Origin of the sequence: Shewanella sp. SP1S2-4 (assembly GCF_031932075.1) — a bacterium.
In the GTDB taxonomy this organism is placed as follows: domain Bacteria; phylum Pseudomonadota; class Gammaproteobacteria; order Enterobacterales; family Shewanellaceae; genus Shewanella; species Shewanella baltica.
Window position 1 is genome coordinate 173,215 of sequence record NZ_JAUOET010000002.1, and the last position, 24,165, is coordinate 197,379.

Annotated in this window: 21 protein-coding genes; all 21 read left to right on the forward strand. The window is 46.7% G+C overall.

Annotation, left to right across the window (positions count from 1 at the left end):
* The first annotated feature begins 126 nt into the window (after nt 1-126).
* The 21 genes from Q4Q52_RS02980 (at nt 127) to astD (ending at nt 24,151) form a co-directional block, all read left to right on the forward strand.
* A complete protein-coding gene (locus Q4Q52_RS02980; RefSeq protein ID WP_311989806.1) occupies nt 127-1,611 on the forward strand; it encodes an NAD(P)H-hydrate dehydratase in 1,485 nt (494 codons plus the stop codon).
* 102 nt (nt 1,612-1,713) lie between these two features.
* Nucleotides 1,714-2,172 (forward strand): tRNA (adenosine(37)-N6)-threonylcarbamoyltransferase complex ATPase subunit type 1 TsaE, encoded by a 459-nt coding sequence (gene tsaE, locus Q4Q52_RS02985; RefSeq protein WP_106651688.1) that lies wholly within the window; start codon nt 1,714-1,716, stop codon nt 2,170-2,172.
* Nucleotides 2,173-2,180: 8 nt separating this feature from the next.
* Entirely contained in the window at nt 2,181-3,602 is a 1,422-nt protein-coding gene (locus tag Q4Q52_RS02990; RefSeq protein ID WP_311898582.1) for an N-acetylmuramoyl-L-alanine amidase, read from the forward strand.
* Between the two features lie 13 nt (nt 3,603-3,615).
* Nucleotides 3,616-5,502, forward strand: a complete 1,887-nt coding sequence (mutL, locus tag Q4Q52_RS02995) for a DNA mismatch repair endonuclease MutL (protein ID WP_371824968.1) — start codon at nt 3,616-3,618, stop codon at nt 5,500-5,502.
* A complete protein-coding gene (gene miaA / locus Q4Q52_RS03000; RefSeq protein WP_106651685.1) occupies nt 5,495-6,421 on the forward strand; it encodes a tRNA (adenosine(37)-N6)-dimethylallyltransferase MiaA in 927 nt (308 codons plus the stop codon). The genes mutL and miaA overlap by 8 nt, the downstream gene beginning before the upstream one ends.
* A gap of 92 nt (nt 6,422-6,513) precedes the next feature.
* Nucleotides 6,514-6,786, forward strand: coding sequence for an RNA chaperone Hfq (gene hfq / locus Q4Q52_RS03005; protein WP_006084207.1), 273 nt, complete (start codon nt 6,514-6,516; stop codon nt 6,784-6,786).
* 23 nt (nt 6,787-6,809) lie between these two features.
* Nucleotides 6,810-8,117 carry a ribosome rescue GTPase HflX gene (gene hflX / locus Q4Q52_RS03010; protein ID WP_106651684.1) on the forward strand — a complete coding sequence of 436 codons (1,308 nt, stop codon included), beginning with the start codon at nt 6,810-6,812 and terminating at the stop codon, nt 8,115-8,117.
* A 36-nt stretch (nt 8,118-8,153) separates the two neighbouring features.
* Nucleotides 8,154-9,293 carry an FtsH protease activity modulator HflK gene (gene hflK / locus Q4Q52_RS03015; protein WP_106651683.1) on the forward strand — a complete coding sequence of 380 codons (1,140 nt, stop codon included), beginning with the start codon at nt 8,154-8,156 and terminating at the stop codon, nt 9,291-9,293.
* A 3-nt stretch (nt 9,294-9,296) separates the two neighbouring features.
* The gene (gene hflC, locus Q4Q52_RS03020; protein ID WP_311890132.1) at nt 9,297-10,190 is read left to right on the forward strand and encodes a protease modulator HflC; all 894 of its coding nucleotides are present in this window, start codon (nt 9,297-9,299) and stop codon (nt 10,188-10,190) included.
* 370 nt (nt 10,191-10,560) lie between these two features.
* Nucleotides 10,561-11,151 carry a ubiquinol-cytochrome c reductase iron-sulfur subunit gene (gene petA, locus Q4Q52_RS03025; RefSeq protein WP_106651681.1) on the forward strand — a complete coding sequence of 197 codons (591 nt, stop codon included), beginning with the start codon at nt 10,561-10,563 and terminating at the stop codon, nt 11,149-11,151.
* Nucleotides 11,151-12,365: a cytochrome bc complex cytochrome b subunit gene (locus Q4Q52_RS03030; protein ID WP_006080061.1), complete on the forward strand. Its 1,215-nt coding sequence runs from the start codon at nt 11,151-11,153 to the stop codon at nt 12,363-12,365. Before petA ends, Q4Q52_RS03030 begins: the two co-directional genes overlap by 1 nt.
* Nucleotides 12,365-13,063 (forward strand): cytochrome c1, encoded by a 699-nt coding sequence (locus Q4Q52_RS03035; protein WP_311989807.1) that lies wholly within the window; start codon nt 12,365-12,367, stop codon nt 13,061-13,063. Before Q4Q52_RS03030 ends, Q4Q52_RS03035 begins: the two co-directional genes overlap by 1 nt.
* A 96-nt stretch (nt 13,064-13,159) precedes the next feature.
* On the forward strand, nt 13,160-13,789 hold the full coding sequence (sspA, locus tag Q4Q52_RS03040; protein ID WP_006080065.1) for a stringent starvation protein SspA: 630 nt from the start codon (nt 13,160-13,162) through the stop codon (nt 13,787-13,789).
* A complete protein-coding gene (locus tag Q4Q52_RS03045; protein WP_006080066.1) occupies nt 13,789-14,226 on the forward strand; it encodes a ClpXP protease specificity-enhancing factor in 438 nt (145 codons plus the stop codon). Before sspA ends, Q4Q52_RS03045 begins: the two co-directional genes overlap by 1 nt.
* 192 nt (nt 14,227-14,418) lie before the next feature.
* Nucleotides 14,419-15,003 (forward strand): aminodeoxychorismate/anthranilate synthase component II, encoded by a 585-nt coding sequence (locus tag Q4Q52_RS03050; protein WP_311989808.1) that lies wholly within the window; start codon nt 14,419-14,421, stop codon nt 15,001-15,003.
* 207 nt (nt 15,004-15,210) lie between these two features.
* Nucleotides 15,211-17,691 carry a prolyl oligopeptidase family serine peptidase gene (locus Q4Q52_RS03055; protein ID WP_311989809.1) on the forward strand — a complete coding sequence of 827 codons (2,481 nt, stop codon included), beginning with the start codon at nt 15,211-15,213 and terminating at the stop codon, nt 17,689-17,691.
* Nucleotides 17,692-17,895: 204 nt separating this feature from the next.
* Nucleotides 17,896-19,041, forward strand: a complete 1,146-nt coding sequence (locus Q4Q52_RS03060; RefSeq protein ID WP_006084202.1) for an HDOD domain-containing protein — start codon at nt 17,896-17,898, stop codon at nt 19,039-19,041.
* Between the two features lie 55 nt (nt 19,042-19,096).
* Complete coding sequence (locus tag Q4Q52_RS03065) at nt 19,097-20,008, forward strand: alpha/beta hydrolase (protein WP_063881800.1); 912 nt, start codon at nt 19,097-19,099, stop codon at nt 20,006-20,008.
* A 308-nt stretch (nt 20,009-20,316) separates the two neighbouring features.
* The gene (locus Q4Q52_RS03070; protein ID WP_311989810.1) at nt 20,317-21,534 is read left to right on the forward strand and encodes an aspartate aminotransferase family protein; all 1,218 of its coding nucleotides are present in this window, start codon (nt 20,317-20,319) and stop codon (nt 21,532-21,534) included.
* A 127-nt stretch (nt 21,535-21,661) separates the two neighbouring features.
* A complete protein-coding gene (gene astA / locus Q4Q52_RS03075) occupies nt 21,662-22,681 on the forward strand; it encodes an arginine N-succinyltransferase (protein ID WP_012197665.1) in 1,020 nt (339 codons plus the stop codon).
* A gap of 9 nt (nt 22,682-22,690) precedes the next feature.
* Nucleotides 22,691-24,151 carry a succinylglutamate-semialdehyde dehydrogenase gene (astD, locus tag Q4Q52_RS03080; RefSeq protein ID WP_286992888.1) on the forward strand — a complete coding sequence of 487 codons (1,461 nt, stop codon included), beginning with the start codon at nt 22,691-22,693 and terminating at the stop codon, nt 24,149-24,151.
* Nucleotides 24,152-24,165 lie beyond the last annotated feature (14 nt).

The following is a 24,165-nucleotide window of genomic DNA, read 5'->3' on the forward strand; positions in this document are numbered from 1 at the left end:
CCGATTCTTGCTACTTTCTTGATCTATTGGCTGATTTTATTATCGGCCTTGCTCAATGCTGCCAAGACTCCTATGGTGAGGTAACTCATTGTGGAATGAAGTTGTTGGCGTCTAAGGAGATCCTTCATGGCACAAGATCTATCGCAATTTCCCAAGGCCTTATTTACCCAAGCACAAGTTCGCCAAGCTGAACAGCGTGCTGTGTCGCAGGGAGCCTCTAGCCTCTATGAATTGGTCGAGCGTGCTGGCGCGGCGGCTTTTGAGTGTTTAGTGAAGCATAACCCCAACGCCTCTTCTGTGTTTATCCTCGCTGGCAGCGGTAACAATGGTGCCGATGCCTTAGTGTGCGCTCGTTTAGCCCTTGCCAGTGGTATGGCCGTTTCAGTGATGATGACGTCAGCTGCAGGCACGCCTGAGTGTCAGCAAGCATTGGCCCATTATCTTAAAGACGGCGGAGAGTTACTGCCGAAAGCCGTTGCGCCCATTCTTGCGGCCAAAATCATCGTCGATGGTTTACTCGGCACAGGTGTGCGAGATGCCGTGCGCGACGATATGGCTGAGTATATTCGCGCCATCAATGATAATGCAGCTTGGGTATTGAGCCTTGATTTACCGTCTGGAGTGATTGCCGATACCGGCGCTGTGGCGGGTGTTGCTGTGATGGCGGATGTCACCTTGTGTTTTGGTGGCTGGAAGCAAGGTTTGTTAACGGGTAAGGCGCGGCATTACAGCGGCGAACTTGAATTTGCCGCTTTAGGATTAACACCTTTCTTCGCTGAAGCGAGTGCACAAAGAGTCGGAAAAGAGACGCTTAAAGATTACTTTGCCGCCAGAGCGCGCGATAGCCATAAAGGCCAGTCGGGTAAGGTCACTGTTATCGGCGGTGATATGGGCATGGCTGGCGCCGTGCGACTGGCCAGTGAGGCATGTCTGCGTGCCGGTGCTGGATTAGTTACTGTGATCAGTCGACCTGAGCATCAATTGACTGTGAATGTCTCTCGTCCGGAATTGATGTTCTGGGGTTGTGACTTAGTCGATATGGAAGTGTATCTGCGCCTTGGTTGGGCGCAGGTTATCGTACTTGGCCCAGGTTTAGGTAAGCATGACTGGGGCTATAACTTGTTTAAAGCCGTGGGCTTAAGCGATAAACCCTGTGTTTTGGATGCTGATGCTTTAAATCTACTCAGTAATGAGCCGCGTCGGCAAACCAATTGGGTGCTAACACCGCATCCGGGTGAGGCGGCGCGTTTACTCGGTTGCTCTGTGGCAGAAATTGAGCAGGATAGGTTTGCGGCAGTGCGGGCTATACAGCAAAAGTACGGCGGTGTTGTGTTGCTAAAAGGCGCTGGAACCGTCATTTTTGATGGCAAACAAATGGTTGTTGCGCCTGTTGGTAATCCTGGGCTTGCCAGTGGTGGGTGTGGTGATGTGTTATCTGGTATTATAGGCGCGCTCATGGCTCAAGGAATGGATAACATGCAAGCGACTGTGCTGGGTGTTGTTGTACATGGTTGCGCCGCCGATCTTGCGGCAATACAGGGAGAACGTGGCATGTTAGCGAGCGATTTAATGCCTTTTATTCGCCAATTAGTGAATAGTGATTTACTCTAGGCGGTATGTGAGACTCAAGCGGGGCTGGACTTTGTTCTGTGCCCTGTGCCTTTTTAGGCTTGAGTCGCTTCTCCATCAATAACAGCAGTGATATAAGCGGATATGACAGAGTTAACTTTTTTCTTAGACAACGAAGACGACACTATTGCGGTTGGACAAAAATTAGCCCGCCATGTCCAAGCGCCTTTGACTCTGTATCTTACGGGTGATTTAGGTGCCGGTAAAACGACGCTGAGTCGCGGCTTAATTCAAGGTTTAGGTCATAAAGGAGCCGTTAAAAGCCCGACTTACACTTTAGTTGAACCATATGAGCTGGATGGTGTCGAAGTTTATCATTTTGATTTGTATCGTTTAAACGATCCAGAAGAACTGGAGTTTATGGGTATTCGTGATTATTTCACGGATAAGAGTCTGTGCATTGTTGAATGGCCAGATAAGGGAGAGGGTTTATTGCCCGATGCCGATGTCCATATGCATTTAAGTTATCAAAATAGTGGGCGTGAAATACGCATAGAGGCCTTGTCAGAGCTAGGTGAAAAGTTATTAAAAGCGATAAAATAAAAACTAAAATGATAAAAAATAACCCCTTTTTTCAAATTATTATTCTTTCTTTATGTTCTTTTTTATCTGTGACGGCCCATGCGGCTAATCAGTTAGAAAGCGTACGTATTTGGGCTGCGCCTGAGTCAACTCGAATCGTGTTTGATTTAAGTGAAGCGCCAGATTACACCTATTTCTCTTTAGATGGCCCTAATCGCTTAGTGGTGGATTTAAAAAAGTCCGCCACTAAAGTTGCGCTTAAAAATCTTGAAAACAATAGTAAGTTAGTCAAGGGCGTGCGAGTCAGTAAGTCGCCGACTAAGGGCGATTTGCGCTTAGTCATAGATTTGGTGAAGCCACTGAATGCGAGCTTGTTTTCGTTGCCCGTAACTGCGCCCTATGGCAATCGTCTCGTGGTTGATTTAGAAGATAAAACCTTAACAACCGCCACCGCAGTTGTGTCATCTACCCCTGTTAAAACGGTTACTCAAGCGGCAAAGTCATCCCGTGACATTGTGATTGCTATCGATGCGGGCCATGGTGGCGACGATCCCGGCTCCATTGGCCCTTCGGGCGTTTATGAAAAAAAGGTGGCCCTGGAAATCGCCAGACGTGTTTCGAGTAAAATCAATGACACGCCCGGCATGCGCGCTGTGATGATCCGTACCGGCGATTATTTTGTGAATCTGAATAAGCGCTCTGAGTTGGCCCGTAACAGTAAGGCCGATCTGCTCATTTCTATCCATGCCGATGCTTTTACATCACCCAATCCGCGCGGGGCCTCTGTGTGGGTATTATCTATGCGTCGTGCTAACAGTGAAATTGGCCGTTGGTTAGAGCAAAAAGAAAAACATTCTGAGTTGCTGGGCGGCGCGGGTGAGATTATCCAAAATACGGATAATGAACAGTATCTTGCAATGACCTTGCTCGATATGTCGATGAACAGTTCGATGGCCATTGGTCATTCAGTTGCGGGCGATATTCTTAAGGATTTAGGCAGCGTGACTGAATTGCATAAGAGTCGCCCAGAATCGGCGAGTTTAGCTGTGCTGAAATCACCGGATATTCCTTCTATCTTGGTGGAAACGGGCTTTATTTCGAATCCGAAAGAAGAGCGTTTGCTGTCGAGTAGCCGCCATCAAGAAAACATCGCTAATGCTATCTACAAGGGTGTGAGTCGTTACTATCACAATAATCCGCCGGCGGATACCTTGCTTGCCCAGCGAGGCGGCGCAAGCTCTAGCAGTACTAAATCGACAAAAGAGAGAACGCCAACCGCTTATGTGGGAAGTTCAACGGCATCGAATGTCAAACATAAAGTCAGTCGTGGTGAGTCTTTATCAGCCATTGCGCAGCGTTACCGTGTGCCTATGTCTAGCATCAAACAAGCGAATGGGATGAAGTCCGATGTGGTGCAGTTAGGACAAACGTTAGTCATACCCCAGAGTTAAATAGGAAAGCATGATGGGCATTCAGATCCTGCCACCGCAATTAGCCAACCAAATTGCGGCGGGGGAAGTGGTTGAGAGACCCGCTTCCGTAGTCAAAGAATTGGTCGAGAATAGCCTCGACGCAGGAGCGAGCCGAGTCGATATTGAAATCGATAAAGGCGGCAGCAAGCTGATTAAAATTCGCGATAACGGCTCTGGCATACCCAAAGATGAACTCGCATTGGCCTTATCGCGCCATGCGACTTCAAAGTTGCACACCTTAGACGATCTTGAAGCTATCCTCAGTTTTGGTTTCCGTGGTGAAGCGTTAGCCAGTATCAGCTCAGTCTCACGCTTAACGTTGACGTCGCGAACTGCAGATCAAACCGAAGCATGGCAAGCCCATGCCGAAGGTGCCGACATGGCGGTTAAAGTCATGCCCGCCGCGCATCCTGTTGGTTCGACGATTGAAGTGGTGGATTTATTCTTTAATACGCCGGCTCGCAGACGCTTTTTAAAGAGCGATAAAACCGAATTTACCCATATTGATGAATGGTTAAAGCGCATTGCATTAGTGCGCGGCGATATCCATTTTACACTGACCCATAACGGCAAGACGGTACGCAATTATCGTCCCGCCATGAATGAAGCCCAGTATTTACAACGTTTGACGCAAGTAAGTGGTCGTCCATTTGCTGAGCAAGCGCTTAAGATTGAATGTCAACACGATGATTTGCGCCTCAGTGGTTATTTACAGTCACCTTGGTCGCCGGTGATTACTGATACCCATTATTTTTATGTCAACGGACGGCTTATCCGTGACCGCTTAGTCAATCATGCTGTGCGCCAAGCCTTTGCCCAAAAAGCAGAACTGGAGCAACCCGGTTATGTGTTGATGTTGGATATCGATCCCCATCAAGTGGATGTAAACGTGCATCCTGCTAAACATGAGGTACGATTCCATCAGAGTCGCTATGTGCATGATTATATTTTGCAGGCACTGCAATCGGCGCTGGAAGAAGCAGGGGAACTCAATGTCGTTCACTCTAGTTCCTTGGATGAAGTTGAAGATGTGTTTGTGGATGCTCCAACAAGCGCAGTTGGAATAGCTGCCCCTTTTGCACTTGGTGCTGATTCATTTGAGTCTGCTCAAGATGCAGTTTCCACTGCCGTTCAAGTAAAATCGGTCGGCGCAGGACGAGAAGGCGCCAGTTTTGGCACTCAAACCAATGCCTTTGGCAGCATGGCCACGCCAAGGGACAGTAGTCGCAGCAGTTATTCTGCAAGTGAATCTCGGCAACGTACTGAATTACCGTCAAAAGCGGCAATTGCAAGTTATGGTGCTTTATTGCAAACACCTTCTTACAGTGTAAAAGATCAAGATTATCAGCCATCTTTACCTATGCCTGCTATTTTAGATGGCCAATATTGGGTAATGGCGACGGCGGATAAACTGAGTCTATTGCCAATAAAATCAGTAGCATTGGCGACGCGTTGCCAAGAGATTGAGGCTAAGCTAGCGACCGGATTAATTGGTCAGCCTTTATTGATGCCAGTGTCTGTCGCGGCCGATGCGGATTGGCAGGCTGTGCTCGATGAACATGACACGCTAATCCGCCAGTTAGGTTTAGAACTAACAATTCGTTACCAGCAGTTGATTATTAAAAAAGTGCCCCCATATATCAGAGAGAGCCAGTTAGCCAAAGTGATCCCTGAGTGGTTACAATCGCTGCGTTTTGAAACACCTGCGCCAAGCGCATTGGCATTTTGGTTGGCAAAACACAGTTTAACGGGATTCGTTTCGGCGCCAGAAATTTGGGCAGCATTTTCGCAGTTAGCTGACGAGAAAAAACAGCTTATTGCCAACAAAGCAATATCATTACCTTGGCAATCGTGGCTAGAAGAGCAAGCAAGTGAATAAAGAATTACAGCCTAAAGTGATATTTTTGATGGGGCCAACGGCCTCAGGCAAAACTGCTTTAGCATTAGAATTGGCCGAAAAGCATAACTGCGAAATCATTTCGGTCGATTCAGCATTAATTTATCGCGGTATGGACATTGGCAGCGCCAAGCCTTCAGCCGACGAATTGGCCCGTGGGCCACATAGATTGATCGACATTCGCGATCCTAGCGAAAGTTATTCGGCAGCCGACTTTAGAGCCGATGCGATAGCCGAGATAGAACAGATTGTCAGCATGGGTAAAACGCCAGTATTAGTTGGCGGAACCATGATGTATTTCAAAGCGTTACTCGAAGGTTTATCACCTTTGCCGAGTGCGGACGAGGCCATTAGAGCCGAGATCCAAGCGCAGGCGGATGAAAAGGGATGGGAAGCACTGCATGACCAATTAAGGGAGATAGATCCCGTGTCGGCAGAAAGAATTCATCCTAATGATCCACAAAGACTTTCAAGAGCGCTGGAAGTCTATAGAATAAGCGGCAAGAGTATGACTGAGCTGACTCAGACCAAATCTGCTCCCTTGCCCTATGACGTAGTGCAGTTTGCTATTGCACCGCGTGAGCGCAAAGTGTTACATGACTTAATTGCGCAACGTTTTGCGATTATGCTCAAGCAGGGCTTTCTTGAGGAAGTCACAGAGCTGAAAGCCCGTGGAGACCTGCATTTAGACTTGCCTTCAATGCGTTGTGTGGGTTATCGACAGTGCTGGCAATATCTCGATGGTGAGTTTGACTATGATACTATGGTCGAAAAAGCGGTTGCTGCTACTAGGCAATTGGCTAAGCGTCAATTAACATGGTTGCGCAGTTGGCCAGAGTTGAATTGGCTCGAAAGTGGTGCTGAGGGGAATTTAGTTACACTTATGCGTCAATGCCGCTAGCTTATTAGCCCTTGCTGTATAATACTAAAACTAAACAAAAAACTATCACTGATATCGATTTATTTTATATAAATTAAAAAGGAAATAATAAAATGGCTAAGGGGCAATCTTTACAAGACCCATTTTTGAACGCATTGCGTCGCGAGCGCGTTCCTGTATCAATTTACTTGGTTAACGGCATTAAACTCCAAGGACAGGTAGAGTCGTTTGATCAATTTGTCATTCTGTTGAAAAACACAGTGAGCCAAATGGTTTATAAACACGCTATTTCTACTGTCGTGCCAGCACGCCCATTCAACGTTACTGGTCACCAAAATGCCCAAGGCGGATATGGTGCTCAAGATGATGCGCCTAGTGGCGAATAAGTTTTATCTAAGGAGTTTACTTCTTGTTTGATCGTTATGAGGCGGGAGAAACTGCGGTTCTTGTCCATATCGACTTTTCCGATGAGGAACGCCGAGAAGATTTAGTCGAGCTGCAGCTATTAGTAGAATCAGCTGGAGCCCGATCAGTCGGGGTGATTACTGGAAGTCGACGTTCGCCGGATCGCAAATTTTTTGTGGGTTCTGGTAAAGCTGAAGAGTTAGCCGCATTAGTGGCGGCGACCGAAGCCAATGTGGTGATTTTTAATCATGCATTGAGTCCAGCCCAAGAGCGTAATCTTGAGCAAGTGTGTCAATGTCGAGTACTCGACCGTACGACGCTTATTCTCGATATTTTTGCTCAAAGAGCGCGAACTCACGAAGGTAAGTTGCAGGTGGAGCTAGCGCAATTGCGCCATATGTCGACTCGCCTGATCCGTGGTTGGACGCATCTTGAAAGGCAAAAAGGTGGTATTGGTTTACGTGGTCCAGGGGAAACCCAGCTCGAAACCGATAGACGTTTGCTCAGAGGACGGATTAAAAATATCAACAAACGCTTAGAGCGAGTTGATAAACAACGTGAACAGAGTAGACGTGCACGTAAGCGCAGTGATTTGTCGACAGTATCATTAGTCGGCTACACCAACGCCGGTAAATCAACGCTGTTTAATGCCTTAACATCTTCCGATGTTTATGCAGCAGATCAGCTGTTTGCCACACTCGATCCCACGTTAAGAAAGTTAGATTTACCCGATGGTGCCGTGATACTCGCGGATACAGTAGGGTTTATTCGTCATTTGCCCCATGATCTCGTTGCTGCATTTAAGGCGACTTTACAAGAGACAAGGCAAGCTGAGTTACTACTGCACATTGTTGATTGTGCAGATGAAAACATGGCGGATAATTTTGATCAGGTTCAATCTGTACTGAAAGACATCGAAGCCGATGAAGTCATGCAACTCGTGGTATGTAACAAAATCGATTTACTCGAGGATGTAACCCCAAGAATTGAATATAACGACATAGGCAAACCCGTTCGAGTTTGGGTTTCAGCACAGAAGCGTTTGGGATTTGATTTGCTATTGAAAGCCATCACTGAGCTTATCGGTGAGGTGATTAAAGAGCTAACACTAAGAATTCCGGCAACTGCTGGACATTATCTTGGCCAGTTTTATCGACTGGATGCGATACAGCAGAAAGAGTACGACGATCTGGGGAACTGTATTTTGTCTGTTCGTTTATCGGACGCCGATTGGCGCCGATTAGCTAAACAGAGTCAGGGTGAGTTAGAAACCTTCATCTACGAAGATTCGATAGATGAGGCTGTTTGTTAATAATCTAATTTATTTCATCCACTTATGGAGTGCTAAATGGCTTGGAACGAGCCCGGTAACAAGGGTAATGATCCTTGGGGAAATAAAGGTGGTAACGACAAAGGACCACCGGACCTTGACGAGGTTTTTCGTAATCTTTCAAAGCGCTTTGGCGGCAAAGGAAATGGCTCAGGCCAATCTTTTAGTTCGTTTAGCCTAATCATCATTCTTGCTGTTGCTTTGGTTGTTTGGGGACTTTCGGGTTTTTATACAATTAAAGAAGCGGAGCGTGGTGTGGCACTGCGATTTGGTCAACATAATGGCGAAATAGGACCAGGTCTTCATTGGAAAGCGACTTTCATTGACCAAATTTATCCCGTTGACATTCAATCGGTTCGCTCTATTCCTGCGTCTGGTAGCATGCTGACATCCGATGAAAACGTCGTGAAAGTTGAGCTTGATGTGCAGTATCGTATTTTAGATGCTTACTCATATCTGTTCAGTGCCGTCGATGCGAACGCCAGTTTGCGTGAAGCGACCGACAGTGCATTGCGTTATGTCATCGGACATAACAAGATGGATGATATTCTGACTACTGGCCGTGATGCTATCCGTCGCGATACGTGGAAAGAGTTAGAGCGCATTCTTGAGCCCTATAAATTGGGTCTGGCGATTGTCGATGTTAACTTCTTGCCGGCACGTCCGCCTGAAGAAGTGAAAGATGCCTTCGATGATGCGATTTCTGCCCAAGAAGATGAACAACGTTTTATTCGTGAAGCTGAAGCCTATGCCCGTGAGATTGAACCTAAAGCTCGTGGTGAAGTTGAACGTATGGCACAACAAGCGAATGCTTATAAAGAGCGTGAAGTCTTAGAGGCTCGCGGTAAAGTGGCTCGATTTGAGCTGTTATTACCTGAGTATCAAGCTGCGCCTGAAGTGACTCGCAAGCGTTTGTATCTCGATACAATGCAGCAAGTGATGACTGATACGAATAAAGTGCTGATTGATGCCAAAAACAACGGCAACTTAATGTACCTACCGCTAGATAAGTTAATTCAGCAGAAGCCTGCGACAATTGAGCTGGAAGCTAAGCCACAGCAAAATGTCAATTCTTCATCTGTATCAACGACTCGCGCGAATGAGCCTTTGAGTGGACGTCCATCCCGCGATGATCGTACTCGCCAAGGGAGGGAGTAATCCATGGGTAGATTAAGCGTTATTCTTATCGCCGTACTTTTAGGTATTGGTTTGTCATCTTTAATGGTGGTGAATGAAGGCGAGCGCGCAATTGTGGCGCGTTTCGGTGAAATTTTAAAAGACAATGTGGATGGCAAGCAAGTCACTCGCGTCTATGGTCCAGGTTTACACGTTAAAGTACCTGTGATCGATAAAGTAAAATTACTCGATGCCCGTATTCAAACACTCGATGGTGCTGCGGATCGTTTTGTAACTTCAGAGAAGAAAGACCTTATGGTCGATTCTTATGTGAAGTGGCGTATTTTGGATTTCGAAAAATATTACCTGTCTACAAATGGTGGTATTAAATCGAATGCTGAATCGCTTTTACAACGTAAGATCAACAACGATTTACGAACTGAGTTTGGTCGCCGCACAATCAAAGAGATTGTCTCTGGTAAGCGTGATGAGTTACAGAATGATGCATTGGAAAATGCTTCAGAAAGCGCTAAAGACTTAGGTATTGAAGTTGTCGATGTGCGTGTAAAGCAAATCAATTTACCCGCTAACGTCAGTAACAGTATTTACCAACGTATGCGTGCTGAGCGTCAAGCTGTGGCAAAAGAGCATAGAGCACAAGGTAAAGAGCAATCTGAAATTATCCGTGCAACGATCGATGCTAATGTAACAGTGAAGATTGCTGAAGCTGAGCGTAAAGCCTTAACCATTCGTGGTGAAGGTGATGCATTAGCGGCTAAGATATATTCTGATGCTTATAGCAAAGATGCTGAATTTTTTAGCTTTGTTCGTAGCTTAGAAGCCTATCGTGCTAGTTTCTCAGGCAAGTCAGATATCATGGTATTAGAGCCTGATAGCGAGTTCTTCAAGTATATGAAGAGCACTTCACCCAAGAAGTAATACGTTAAAAGTGTTGATCTAATAGGCCCTGTTACCCAGGGCCTATTTTTTTATCTGGCGATTGTTAACTTAGATAGAAAAGTTAAGGCTAATTTATATTAGCGATGCATGCTTTATGCCGATGTCACAGACAAGATGCTCAAAAAACCTTCCAAATTGATTAAAACGGCTTAATAGTTGGGGCTTTTTTCGACTTTTTTCAAAAAACACGCAATCTCCCTAACTTACTTGCGTGTTTTCACTATGATCTGCTTCTAATTTTTAGCTATAATGAGCCCCGCTTCAAACTTCGATTTTTGACCCTAGTGATGACTAAGGGCCGAAAGTCTTTGAAATATAAAAATTCCAACACCCTCTGGGAGATAAGTGGATGAGCAATGCGCCAGTCGATACCGGACGTCGCAGATTCCTGACAGCCGCAACCGCCGTAGTAGGTGGTGCTGGTGCCGTCGCTGTAGCGGTTCCTTTCATCAAGTCATGGAATCCGAGTGCCAAAGCGAAAGCTGCAGGTGCACCGGTCGAAGTAAATATCAGTAAAGTAGAGCCAGGTCAGCTGATCCGTGTTGAGTGGCGTGGAAAACCTGTATGGGTTGTCCGTCGCACAGATGCTGTGATCAATGAACTGCCAACACATGATGATAAGTTAAGAGATCCTGCTTCTGCTGAAATGCAGCAGCCTGAATATGCAACAAATCCTTTGCGCTCAATTAAGCCAGAGTATTTTATTGCTGTCGGTATTTGTACCCACCTCGGATGTTCACCTACTTATTTACCAGATTCATTTGGTGAGCAAGTTGAAGGTGTCACTTCTGGTTTCTTCTGTCCATGTCATGGCTCTAAGTTCGATATGGCTGGCCGCGTCTTCCAAGGCGTACCTGCTCCATTGAACCTAGTTATTCCTCCACATCAATACGTTGATGATGGCACCGTGATTATCGGTGTAGATAAAGGAGTGGCGTAATGGTTAAGAATTTAATTAATTGGATTGATGCGCGTATCCCTATGACGGCGACTTATAACCGTCACGTGGGTCAGTATGCGACGCCAACTAACTTTAACTTTTGGTACTTTTTCGGTTCGCTAGCGATGTTGGTATTGGTTAACCAATTACTGACGGGTATCTGGTTGACGATGAACTATGTACCAACAGCAGAAGGCGCATTCGCTTCTGTTGAGTACATAATGCGTGACGTTGAATACGGTTGGTTGCTGCGTTACATGCACTCAACGGGTGCATCAGCCTTCTTCGTAGTGATCTATCTGCACATGTTCCGTGGTCTGATTTACGGTTCATATCAGAAGCCTAGAGAACTACTGTGGTTGTTCGGTATGCTGATTTTCCTCGTGCTGATGGCTGAAGCCTTTATGGGTTATTTGCTGCCATGGGGACAAATGTCGTACTGGGGCGCGCAGGTAATTATTTCTCTGTTTGGTGCTATCCCTGTTATTGGTGACGATTTAACCCTGTGGATCCGTGGCGATTACGTGATCTCTGGTGCAACATTGAACCGATTCTTCGCACTGCACGTGATTGCGCTGCCGTTAGTATTAGTGGTACTCGTGTTCTTACACTTAATTGCGCTACACGAAGTGGGTTCAAACAACCCTGACGGTATCGAGATTAAGAAGAACAAAGACGAGAATGGCTGGCCAGTCGATGGTATTCCATTCCACCCATACTACACAGTTAAAGACATCATGGGCGTTGCAGGCTTCCTGATTGTGTTTTGTTATGTGTTGTTCTTCATTCCTGAAGGCGGCGGTTACTTCCTTGAAAAGCCAAACTTTGAAGCGGCTAACCCGATGAAGACACCTGAACACATTGCACCTGTATGGTACTTCACACCTTTCTACGCCATTTTACGTGCCATTCCTGATAAATTAGCAGGCGTAATAATGATGGGGCTATCGATTGCTGTACTGTTCGTATTGCCTTGGTTAGATCGTTGTAAAGTTAAATCAGTTCGCTACCGTAGCACACTGCACAAGTTGAACATTGCTCAATTCGCAATTTCTTTCATAGTGTTAGGTTACTTAGGTGTAGTTCCTGCTACGCCGACGCTGACGATAGTTGCACAGGTGTTTACTTTTACTTACTTTGGTTTCTTTGTGGCGCTGTGGGTATACAGCAAGAATGAAAAAACTAAACCTGTTCCAGCGAGGTTGACACACTAATGAAAAAATTACTGATTGCATTAGTCACCTTGTTGCCGACGCTGGCTATGGCCGCAAGCGGGCATAAAATACATTTAGAAGACGCTAATGTTGACCTGCATGATAAAGCTTCTTTAGAGCGTGGTGTGGACCTGTTCCAACATTATTGTTCTGGTTGCCATAGCACTCAGTATCAGCGTTATGAACGTGTCGCTACTGATCTCGGTATCTCTATTGATGACATGCGTAACAAGTATATGTTCACCGATGCCAAAATTGGTGAGCTTATGCAAAACGCGATTCCGCATAAAGATGCTGCTAAATGGTTTGGTGCTACACCGCCTGATTTAACATTAGTTGCACGCGTTCGTGGCGAAGATTGGGTTTATTCCTATCTAAAAGGCTTCTATAAAGATCCTAGTCGCCCATTTGGTGTGAATAACACAGTGTTCCCATCTGTTGGTATGCCACATGTACTCGAAGAGTTGCAAGGCACACCAGTTAAACAAGAAGATGGCACTATTGTGGTGACTGGCGCTAAATTAAATGCGGAAGAATATGATCAAGCGGTTCGTGATATCACGGGTTTCTTAGTCTATTCGGCTGAACCTGTTAAGCTAGAGCGTCAAGCTATGGGTTGGTGGGTACTCGGATTCCTGTTTATATTCTTTATTGTGGCCTACCTCTTGAAGAAAGAGTATTGGAAAGATGTACACTAGGCACCAATAACGGGTAAAATGTAATATCCGCATAGTGTAAACGGGGGGCTTAGCCCCTCGTTTACTTTTGTTTTATTTCGATTCTGGAGGGTATCAATGGCTGTTGCTGCCAACAAACGCTCTATCATGACACTGTTTTCAGGTGCTGATGATCTGTATAGCCATCAAGTACGTATCGTGTTAGCTGAGAAAGGGGTTACTGTTGATGTTTTACAGGTCGACCCTAACGAAATGCCTGAGGATTTGCTCGAAGTAAATCCATATAACTCAGTGCCAACTTTGGTAGATCGTGAACTCGTTTTATACGAATCACGCATTATCATGGAATATTTGGATGAGCGTTTTCCTCATCCGCCTTTGATGCCAGTTTATCCAGTATCTCGCGGCCAAAGCCGTTTGATGATGCACCGCATAGATACAGACTGGTATTCGCTAGTTGACCGTATCCGTAAGGGTGATCGTGTTGAAGCCGCTCGTAAAGAGCTGACTGAAAGCTTGATCGCTATTGCACCTATCTTCGGTGAAGTGCCTTACTTCATGAGCGAAGAATTTGGTCTAGCGGATTGCTACCTTGGCCCATTGTTATGGCGCTTACCTGTGTTAGGTATTGAGCTAGATAGCCGTGTAGCTAAAGATATCAAAGCGTACATGACACGTATTTTTGAGCGTGAATCGTTTAAAGCTTCTCTAACTGAAGCTGAACGCGAAATGCGCATGGGTATGTAATGAAACCTTTGACTCCAAATCGTCCTTATTTACTAAGGGCTTACTATGATTGGTTGATGGACAACCAATTGACTCCTCACGTTGTGGTGGATGCCTTTGTTGAAGGCACTCAAGTACCGCAGCAATACGTGAAGGATGGCCAGATAGTGTTGAATATCGCTGCTGGCGCAGTGGGCAATTTGCAAATTAGCAATGAGTTTGTGGAGTTCAATGCGCGTTTCGGTGGTGTTCCCCAGCAGGTGATGTTGCCAATGGCGTCGATTGTCGCTATTTATGCCCGTGAAAACGGTGCTGGCACTGTCTTCGATATTGAAGATGCTTACCTGGTGGACGATGAAGTCGATTCATCTTTATCGGTTGTTGAAACAAACGATAAAGCACCTGAGCCGACAGATGAACCACCTAAGCGTCGCAGCCATTTAACCGTCGTAAAATAACGACCGCTAAATAGCTGTGGTGAAATGCCCAAGTTGTTTTAAAACTAAGCCAGTCCTATGACTGGCTTTTTTGTCGCTGTATTTTATCGCCGTAATTGGCTAAACCTTGAGGATAAGGTGTGGTAGCATTTGCGCCCGCATTCATCCGTCGGATATGCGTTACCTTTACCCATTTAGGCCAATGGATCTTGTATGTTGCTAATGATCGATAATTACGACTCTTTTACCTTTAACTTAGTGCAGTATTTTCAGCAGCTAGGGCAAGAGATAGTGGTTAAACGTAATGATGAAATTAGCATCGCCGAAATCGAGGCACTTGCGCCTACTCATCTGGTGATTTCGCCCGGCCCTTGCACTCCCAATGAGGCGGGGATTTCCCTTGCGGCGATTGAGCATTTTGCCACGCGTATGCCGATCCTAGGTGTGTGTTTAGGGCATCAGGCGATGGCGCAGGTTTTTGGTGCCAATGTGGTGCGTGCCTCGCGGGTAATGCACGGCAAGGTCAGCGCCATTGCGCATACTGGCCAGCGGTTATTTGAGGGATTAAATCAGCCCTTAACCGTCACACGTTATCACTCGTTATTGGTAGATGCTGTGCCTGAAGGTTTTGTTCTCGATGCTTGGTTTGATGATCCAATCCATGGCCGAGAAATCATGGCCATGAGCCATCAAGACTTACCGCTGTATGGGGTGCAATTTCATCCCGAATCCATTCTTACCGAGCAAGGTCTCGAACTGTTAGCTAATTTTTTAGCGCAACCTACTGTGCCTGTATAATTTCCTCGCCCTAAAAACTCCTCGCTCTAAAAATTCCCCGCACTATATTCGTAGTATCAATTTCTGTTACAAGATTTATCCTTTTTTTAAGCAAGTTTAGCGATTAACTATGCTATAACTGCGGCAAAACTACGCGAATAGGCAAAACCAGCAGATAAACTAGACTGGGTCATTTAGCCGTTGCGATAACAATAAAAGGAAGGACAAATGAGAAGCGTAATGCGAAATTTGGGTTTAAGTGCGTTAGCGGTTGCCGTGTTGGCAGGTTGCGCAGCGACATCGACTGAAACAGCACCTCCTGCATCATCCCCGCAAGCATTCCAAGTTCCCTTAGCCCAACCGCCACAGGTTTCACAGGCGCTTACGCTTAATCAAATTATGGCAAATCCCGATTGGATGGGGGTTTTCGCTAAGGAGGCTTACTGGAGCGACGATAGCCAAAGCGTGCTGTTTGCCCGCCAAGCGAGTGCTTCACCTCTGCGCAGTTATTATCAGCAAGGCATCAATGACAGTCGCGCCGTCGAGCTAGCGCTTGATAAATTACACGCGGCAGATCAGCAGTTTGGCGTGTTTGATCGCACTAAGTCCCACAAGGCTTATCTGTATCAGGGCAACATTTTTGTTAAGCAATTAAGCACAGATAAAATCAGCCAACTGACTCGTCAGCGCAGTGCCATCGATGGCGTGCGTTATCTCAATAATGGCGATATCGCCTATTGGCAGGGCGACAATGTTTTCCAAATTCATCAAGACTCAGGCTTAGTCGAGCAACTTGCTGAAATTAAAATGGCGAAAGCCCCAGAAGGTGTAAAAGAGCCAACGTCTTACCTTGCCAAGCAACAGCACAGATTGATTAAGTATGTGGCGCTGCAGCAAGAGAATGCTAAAGCCAAAGCACAGTACAAAGATGAATTGCAAAAAAGCGACCCGACGCTCGCCGCCAGCACTTGGTATTTAGGCGATAGCGAAGTGGTGTCAGAGCTTAGCCTGTCACCGGATGGCCGCTATATTTTACTCGCCTTGACCGACAAGAATTACACCGGTAGTAGCGAACACGACATCATGCCTAACTACTTAGGCAGCGACGGGTATATCGACCCTGTACCCGTACGTGCACGTGTGGCTGAAGATACGCCGCCAGGACAACGCTTTGTAGTGCTTGATTTAAACCAGCATAAACAAGTCGATATCACTATCGAGGGCCTGACTGGTTTTGATGAAGATGTGCTTGCCAAAGTGAAAGCTGAGAATGCTAAAGCGAAAGGCGAAACTTACCAAAGCACTAAAGCGCCACGCAAAATTCAGCTGATGCAAGATTGGGGCTGGACCCAGAGCGCGATTCAGTGGCATGAATCGGAAGATAAATTAGCCCTGATGCTAGAAGCCACCGATAACAAAGATCGCTGGATCGCCAGTGTCGATCTCGCTAAAGGTAAATTCACCACAGAACATCGTTTGCATGACGACGCTTGGGTGAATTACGACTATAACCAATTCGGTTGGTTGCCGGGGACGGATTCGCTGTACTATTTGTCGGAAGAATCAGGTTATTCGCAGCTCTATGTGAAAGGACTCGGTGAAAAGCCGCGCGCCTTAACCCAAGGTAAGTTTGTAGTGAGCGACATCCAGCTGTCACCGGACGCGAATTACATCTACTACAAAGCTAACCAAACTCACCCTGGCATTTATAACGTTCACCGGGTGAACTTAGCCACAGGTAAAAATGAGCAATTAACGCAGTGGGATGGCAACTTAGATTACAGCCTAAGTCCTGATGGCACTCAGCTACTACTTAATGCTTCACGCCGCACACAGCCTAATGAACTCTATGTTCAACCCATTGGCGGTGAGTTAAAGCAACTGACGTCTTATACCAGTGATGCCTTTAAAAACTATCCATGGCAGGCACCAGAAGTGGTCGCTGTACCTTCAAGCCATGGCGCCGGCAAGGTGTACGCCCGCGTTTATTTGCCACAAGGCTATGATAAATCCCGTGCCGAGAAATACCCTGCGGTGATTTTCAACCACGGTGCAGGTTATCTGCAAAATGCTGACTATGGCTTTAGCGGTTACTTCCGCGAGTTTATGTTTCACAACCTGCTGACTCAGCAAGGCTATGTGGTGATGGACATGGATTACCGTGGCTCTAAAGGTTATGGCCGAGATTGGCGCACCGCGATTTATCGCAATATGGGTCATCCAGAAGTGGAAGACTTAAAGGATGGCGTTAGCTGGATGGGAACCAATACGAATGTCGATACGGAGCGTGTCGGGACTTATGGTGGTTCCTACGGCGGATTCTTAACCTTTATGTCATTGTTCACTGCACCAGACCTGTTCCAAGCAGGAGCCGCACTGCGTCCTGTGGCGGACTGGGCACATTATAATGCGCCTTATACCTCTAACATCTTAAATACGCCTGATGTTGATCCTATCGCCTATGAGCGCAGCTCTCCGATTGAGCATGCTCAAGGATTAACGAAACCACTGCTTATTATGAGTGGCGTAATGGATGACAACGTTTTCTTCCAAGACAGCGTGCGCATGGTGCAGCATTTGATTGAACTGGAAAAACCGACCTTTGAAACGGCGATTTATCCTGTCGAGCCCCATGGCTTCCGTCAGCCTTCTAGCTGGTTAGACGAATACCGCCGTATCTATAAGTTATTCGAACAAGAACTCAAATAACTCAGCTCGATTTCCTGTAAAGGCCTCTATGTGAGGCCTTTTTATTGGGTAACTGAGTAGGAAATATCCGGTATCACACTATGTTTGTGTTCTGCGACTTTGCGTTATTGCTAAGATTAAGTGTATGTGCTGAAATTGTAATGATTTTGAGAGTTTGATTGTTTTGACGTCACTCAAGCATTAGCGATATAGGAAAGATTTATAGTGGCGATTTCGGTTGCGGGCGGTGTAAGACCCGGCAAAATTATAGAGATAGAGCACAGACTCTACCAACAGTTGATCCTCGGAAAGCATAAAGCGAGCCCGACTCTTTTGGATGACCTCGACCTTGAATTAGAGGCCGATGCGAATAAGTTAGATGTTGAGCGCGAAGCGATTTTGGCACGTTTGATGAAGCAAATTAAAGCCAAAGAAGTGTTCGAAGCCGTGTCGAGCCAGTTGCATGAAACGGTCAATAACGCCATCGAGCATCAACTCGCGTCCCCCGAACTGGTTCTGGCTAAGTCAGAGATCAATGAATCGCAAATTCTGTTGCTGGAATTACTGCTGGCAAAAAATCTTGATGCGACGCGATTAAGACCGCTGATCAGCAACTTAAGTTGGTTGTGCCGTGACTTAACCAATATGGTCAACAGCCCGTCTTTTCGCGCTCGCCGGCCTCAGAGCTCAGATGTGCGAGTCACCGATATTAAATTGGTGATGAATTACATCGGCATCGAAAATCTGCGAACGATTATCCCTTATTTTTGCCTGCGTAATTGGCTGCCGAGCGCCAATGCTAAGTTGCTGTGGACTACCCGTAAATTATGGCGCTACAGCATAGTCAGTGGCATTGCGGCCAATGCGTTGGCTCAGCTTCATAATACTGACTCAGCCTTAGTTTACAGTAGTGCCTTGCTCAATCAATTAGGCACCTCGGTTGTGCTAAGTTTGAGCGCGCGCTTATTCGATCAAACTTGGGGCTCTTGGATAAGGGAAGCCAGCAGCAGCCGTGACAAGGAAGTGTATGATGCTGTGATTGCCACTGAGTTTCCGGCCAAGGCTGTGTTTGAACAAGTGTTAAGTCATGGTCATAAACTAAACTGGCAGTTATTAGAGCTGCTTAAGTTTGAAGCTAGCCCTTTGACTGGGTTATTGAAGGAGCTAGACCTGACCTTAAGTTATCGGGAGTTGTCACCGCAGGCGGCATTAGTCGCACGGGCAAACTGTTATGCTAAAGTGGTGTTACTCGAAGAGATGCGTCAAATCGATCCCCAAGAAAAGCGTTTAATGTTTGATTATTACGAGTTAACTGAGCAAGAAGTACTGCGCTTAAAAGCACAGAATTATAGAAAGTTAGATCTGCTGTAATCCACGACCTGCGACTTGAGCGTCGGGATGGCGGCGTTTAAGTAGAGGAAGGGATATGCCAAGCTGGCAAGCATCTGTACTGAATACTATTTTATCTTATGTCGCTAGGCCATCCATCAGTCGCGGCAAGGCCAAAGTCCCTCTAGCGCAAGTGCGTAAAAAGTTGCTTGATCTCGATAAACGTTGGCTACCTTGGCCGGATAAGTTAGTCAGTGCCACCATCCCTTTGCAACACTCTAGCTTGCTGCACTATGTGCTTCTCAATGAGCAAACTCGCCTTGGCAATCTGTTTTATATCCGTGGCGGAGGTTTTTGTTTTAAAACGCCCCATGCCCACGCAAGATTGATCGCAGATATCAGCCAACGTTGTAAATTGGATGCCTATATTCCTGATTATCGTCTCGCACCTGAGCATCCTTTTCCTGCGCCATTTGATGATGTGCTTGAAGCCTATAAGCGATTAATTGCGCTTAAGGGCGCTGAGAATGTGATCCTCATGGGCGACTCTGCTGGCGGCAATTTAGCCCTGAGTTTGTTGCTGGAATTAAAGCGTTTAACCCTGCCTTTGCCGACGGCTTGTATCTTGTTATCTCCCGCGTTGGATTTAGCACTAACCGGAGATACTGAGTTGATACTCGCGGCTGACGATCCCTTCTTCACCATCGAAGCTTTGCTGCGTTTACGTGGCGCTTATCTTGGGGGGGCCGACCCCATGTCAGCAAAAGTTTCCCCCTTGCAGGGGGACTTGGCAGATCTGCCGCCCATCTTAGTGATTGCGGGTACGCGGGAGCTGTTATTGCAGGATTCTGAGCGCCTAGTCGCTCAAGTCAAAGCCAGCGGTGGCGAGATAACGGGCTGTTTTTACCCTAACATGCCCCATGTGTTTCCCTTGTTCAATTTATTGCCAGAAGCCCTTGAGGTGAGGTCGAAAATTAGCCATTTTGTGCTTTCACACTTGATTCGTTAAAATGGTGTAGTTATTCACATTCAGTGAATAGCTAGCAAAATGAGGGGTAAATAACTTTTTTTCTGACTAATTATGCTGAAAGCCACGGGCATAACCGCTTGTATAGTTCTTAAACTGCAATCTTTATGCACTTTGGGTGGAAGTGCGAGGATTGATGTTTGTGAAAAACTGGTATTTTGATCACATTTTCGCTAATAATGGTTATTAATAGACACAAGCAATCCCAGTATCACTAACTCTAGATAAAGATACCTATGGGACTCTGACGGTGCAAGGCGCCGTTAAACAAACACAAAGGACGAAGAAGAATGAGCGTTGATATGAAGTTAGACCGTGCCCAGTTTGACGCAGTGATGGTGCCTAATTATGCGCCTGCTGCTGTGATCCCTGTTCGTGGCGAAGGAAGCCGAGTTTGGGACCAAGAGGGTAACGAGTTTATCGATTTTGCTGGCGGTATTGCGGTAAATTGCTTAGGTCACTGTCATCCAGCCCTTGTGAATGCCCTTAAAACACAAGGCGACAAATTATGGCATCTGTCAAATGTAATGACGAACGAGCCTGCCTTAGAATTAGCGACTAAATTAGTTAACAGCACGTTTGCCGACAAAGTGTATTTTGCCAACTCTGGCGCCGAAGCCAACGAAGCCGCATTGAAACTTGCCCGTCGTTACGCCTTAGAAAAACACGGCGTTGAAAAAGACGAAATCATAGCGTTTGATAAAGCCTTCCACGGCCGTACCTTCTTCACCGTTAGCGTTGGTGGGCAAGCTGCCTATTCCGATGGTTTTGGTCCTAAGCCACAGAGCATTACTCACCTGCCATTTAACGATGTTGCTGCATTAGAAGCTGCAGTAACGGACAGAACCTGTGCCATCATGCTTGAGCCGCTGCAAGGCGAGGGCGGTATTATTGATGCCGATCCTGCATTCCTAAAAGCTGTGCGTGAATTGGCTAACAAGCACAATGCGCTAGTGATTTTTGATGAAGTGCAAACAGGTGTGGGTCGTACTGGCGAACTGTACGCTTACATGGGTACTGAAATTGTGCCTGACATTTTAACCACAGCTAAAGCACTCGGCGGTGGTTTCCCTATCGCAGCTATGCTGACAACGGCTGAGATTGCTGAACATTTAAAAGTGGGCACTCACGGTTCTACCTACGGTGGTAACCCATTAGCCTGCGCTATCGGTAATGCTGTGTTAGACGTAGTGAATACGCCTGAAGTGTTAGACGGCGTTAAACATCGCGAGCAGTTATTGCGCGATGGTTTGAACAAAATTAATGAAAAATATCATGTATTTTCAGAAGTACGCGGTAAAGGTTTGCTGTTAGGGGCAGTTCTTAATGAACAATACCAAGGCCGTTCACGCGACTTCTTGGTGGCCTCTGTCGCTGAAGGCTTAATGAGCCTGATGGCGGGTGCTAACGTGGTACGTTTTGCTCCTTCTCTGGTGATCCCTGAGGCAGATATTGCTGAAGGTCTAGCTCGTTTTGAACGTGCTGTGGCGAGCATAGCTGCCGCCTAAATGACCAAAGGAGTGTTGAATTTATTCGCACTCCTTTTTTGTCAGGGAATACTTACGTGCATCATTACCTGTCTTTTCGAAGAGAGGTGCCTTGATGCACGGCAAGCCAAAGTGAGGAGACACTAAGATGTTAATCATACGTCCTATTCAGGCTGGCGATTTTGAAGCCTTATATCAAATTGCCGAAGAGTCTGGTCATGGTTTTACGTCATTACCCGTGAATGCCGATTTGCTCAGACATAAAATTGCGCGAGCAGAAGCCTCATTCGTCAAAACCGTCGATGCGCCCTTCGATGAAGGTTATCTGATGGTGCTGGAAGATACCGACACCCGAGAAGTGGTGGGTACGTGCGCTATCGAAGCAGCCGTGGGAATGGAAGATGCGTTTTACCATTATCGACTCGGTACCGAAGTCTATCATTCCGAACAAATTGACGTGCGCAACGAGGTCGAAACCCTCACCCTTTGCCATGACTACACTGGCGCCGCCGAGATGTGCACCCTGTTTTTGCGTGAAGCGTATCGCAAGGGCAACAATGGCCGCATGTTATCCCGCAGTCGCTTTCTGTTTTTAGCGCAACATGCAAAGCGTTTTGGCGAAACTGTAATTGCCGAAATGCGCGGTGTGAGCGATGCCGATGGTCATTCACCTTTCTATGGCTGGCTGCAAAAACACTTTTTAGGCATTGATTTTATTCAAGCAGATTATCTTTCTGGTTTGGGTAAAAAGGCATTTATGGCCGAAATGATGCCACGAAATCCGGTATATGTTTGTCTATTGCCAGAAGAAGCGCAGAAAGTGATTGGCGAAGTGCATACCAATACCCGTCCCGCATTAAGTCTGCTGCAGGCCGAAGGTTTTAGATGCCGCGGTTATGTGGATATTTTTGATGGTGGTCCAACGGTTGAGTGTCGTTTATCGGACATTCGCGGCGTGCGTGAAAGCCGTTTATTAACCGTTGATATTGGTGACATGGTCGAAGCCGACACTCAATTTATTATCTCAAATACTCAATTAGCCAATTATCGAGCGACGTCAGCCGCACTGGCTGTGGACGACAAATCCGAACATATCATCATTAGCCCTGAGCTGGCCGCGGGTTTGTTACTCGCAAAAGGCGATCAAATCCGTATTTTGGCAATGTAGGAATAACAAATGACACATTATATTCAAGGTCAGTGGCATGCTGGCAAAGGTCATGACGTGGCCTCAATTAACCCAGCCAATGCTCAAACTATTTGGACAGGTAAAACTGCCACCGCAGAACAAGTTAACGCCGCCGTTGATGCCGCGCGCGCCGCGCAGTTTGATTGGTTTATGTTAGGTTTCGATGCACGCTTAGCCATAGTCGAAGCGTATCGCAGCCAACTTGAAGCCAACAAAGCGGAATTGGCTGAAACGATTGCCCAAGAAACGGGTAAACCTCAGTGGGAAACGGCGACCGAAGTCGGCGCTATGATAGGCAAAATTGCACTATCAGCCGCGGCTTACAATAAACGTACGGGCACTGAAGCCAACGATACGCCAGCGGGACGCGCGGTTATCCGTCACAAACCCCACGGTGTTGTGGCGGTGTTCGGTCCTTACAATTTCCCCGGTCATTTGCCGAACGGTCACATAGTACCTGCGATGCTGGCTGGGAATACGGTGATTTTTAAACCTTCTGAATTGACGCCTAAAGTTGCCGAGCTGATGGTTAGCCTATGGGATAAAGCGGGTCTGCCTGCTGGCGTGCTCAACTTAGTCCAAGGTGAGGTGGATACGGGTAAAGCACTGGCTTCTCACCCGCAGCTCGATGGTCTGTTCTTTACCGGCAGCTCACGCACGGGTCATTTTTTACATCAACAATATGCAGGTCATCCAGGCAAGATTTTAGCACTTGAGATGGGTGGCAATAACCCACTGATCATTAAAGGTGTGCAGGATATTAAAGCTGCCGTGCACGATATTTTGCAGTCGGCTTATATCTCATCTGGCCAACGTTGCACTTGTGCGCGCCGTCTATATGTAGAGCAAGGTGAGCAGGGCGATGCCTTGATTGCCATGTTAGTCGATGCGGTCAAACAGATTAAAGTCGGTCCTTGGAACGCGCAGCCACAACCTTTTATGGGCTCAATGATTTCTGAAACTGCCGCCAAAGGTATGGTTGCGGCGCAGACGAATCTGCAGAACTTGGGCGGCGTATCGTTAGTCGAGTTAACCCATTTAGAAGCGGGTACGGGCTTAGTCTCTCCTGGCCTTATCGATGTGACGGCTATCGATGTCTTGCCGGATGAAGAATACTTCGGACCTCTGCTACAGCTAGTGCGTTATAGCGATTTCGATCAAGCTATCAAACTGGCTAACCAAACGCGTTACGGTTTGTCTGCGGGTTTACTGGCAGATAGCCGTGAAGATTATGACTATTTTCTCGCGCGCATTCGTGCAGGGATTGTTAACTGGAACAAACAAATCACTGGCGCATCGGGCGCGGCACCTTTTGGTGGCGTTGGCGCATCGGGTAACCACAGGGCGAGCGCTTTCTATGCCGCCGATTACTGTGCTTATCCCGTCGCTTCGGTCGAGGCCGATGCAGTGAGCTTACCCGCGACATTAAGCCCAGGTTTGAGCTTATAAGCGGGTAAAGATTT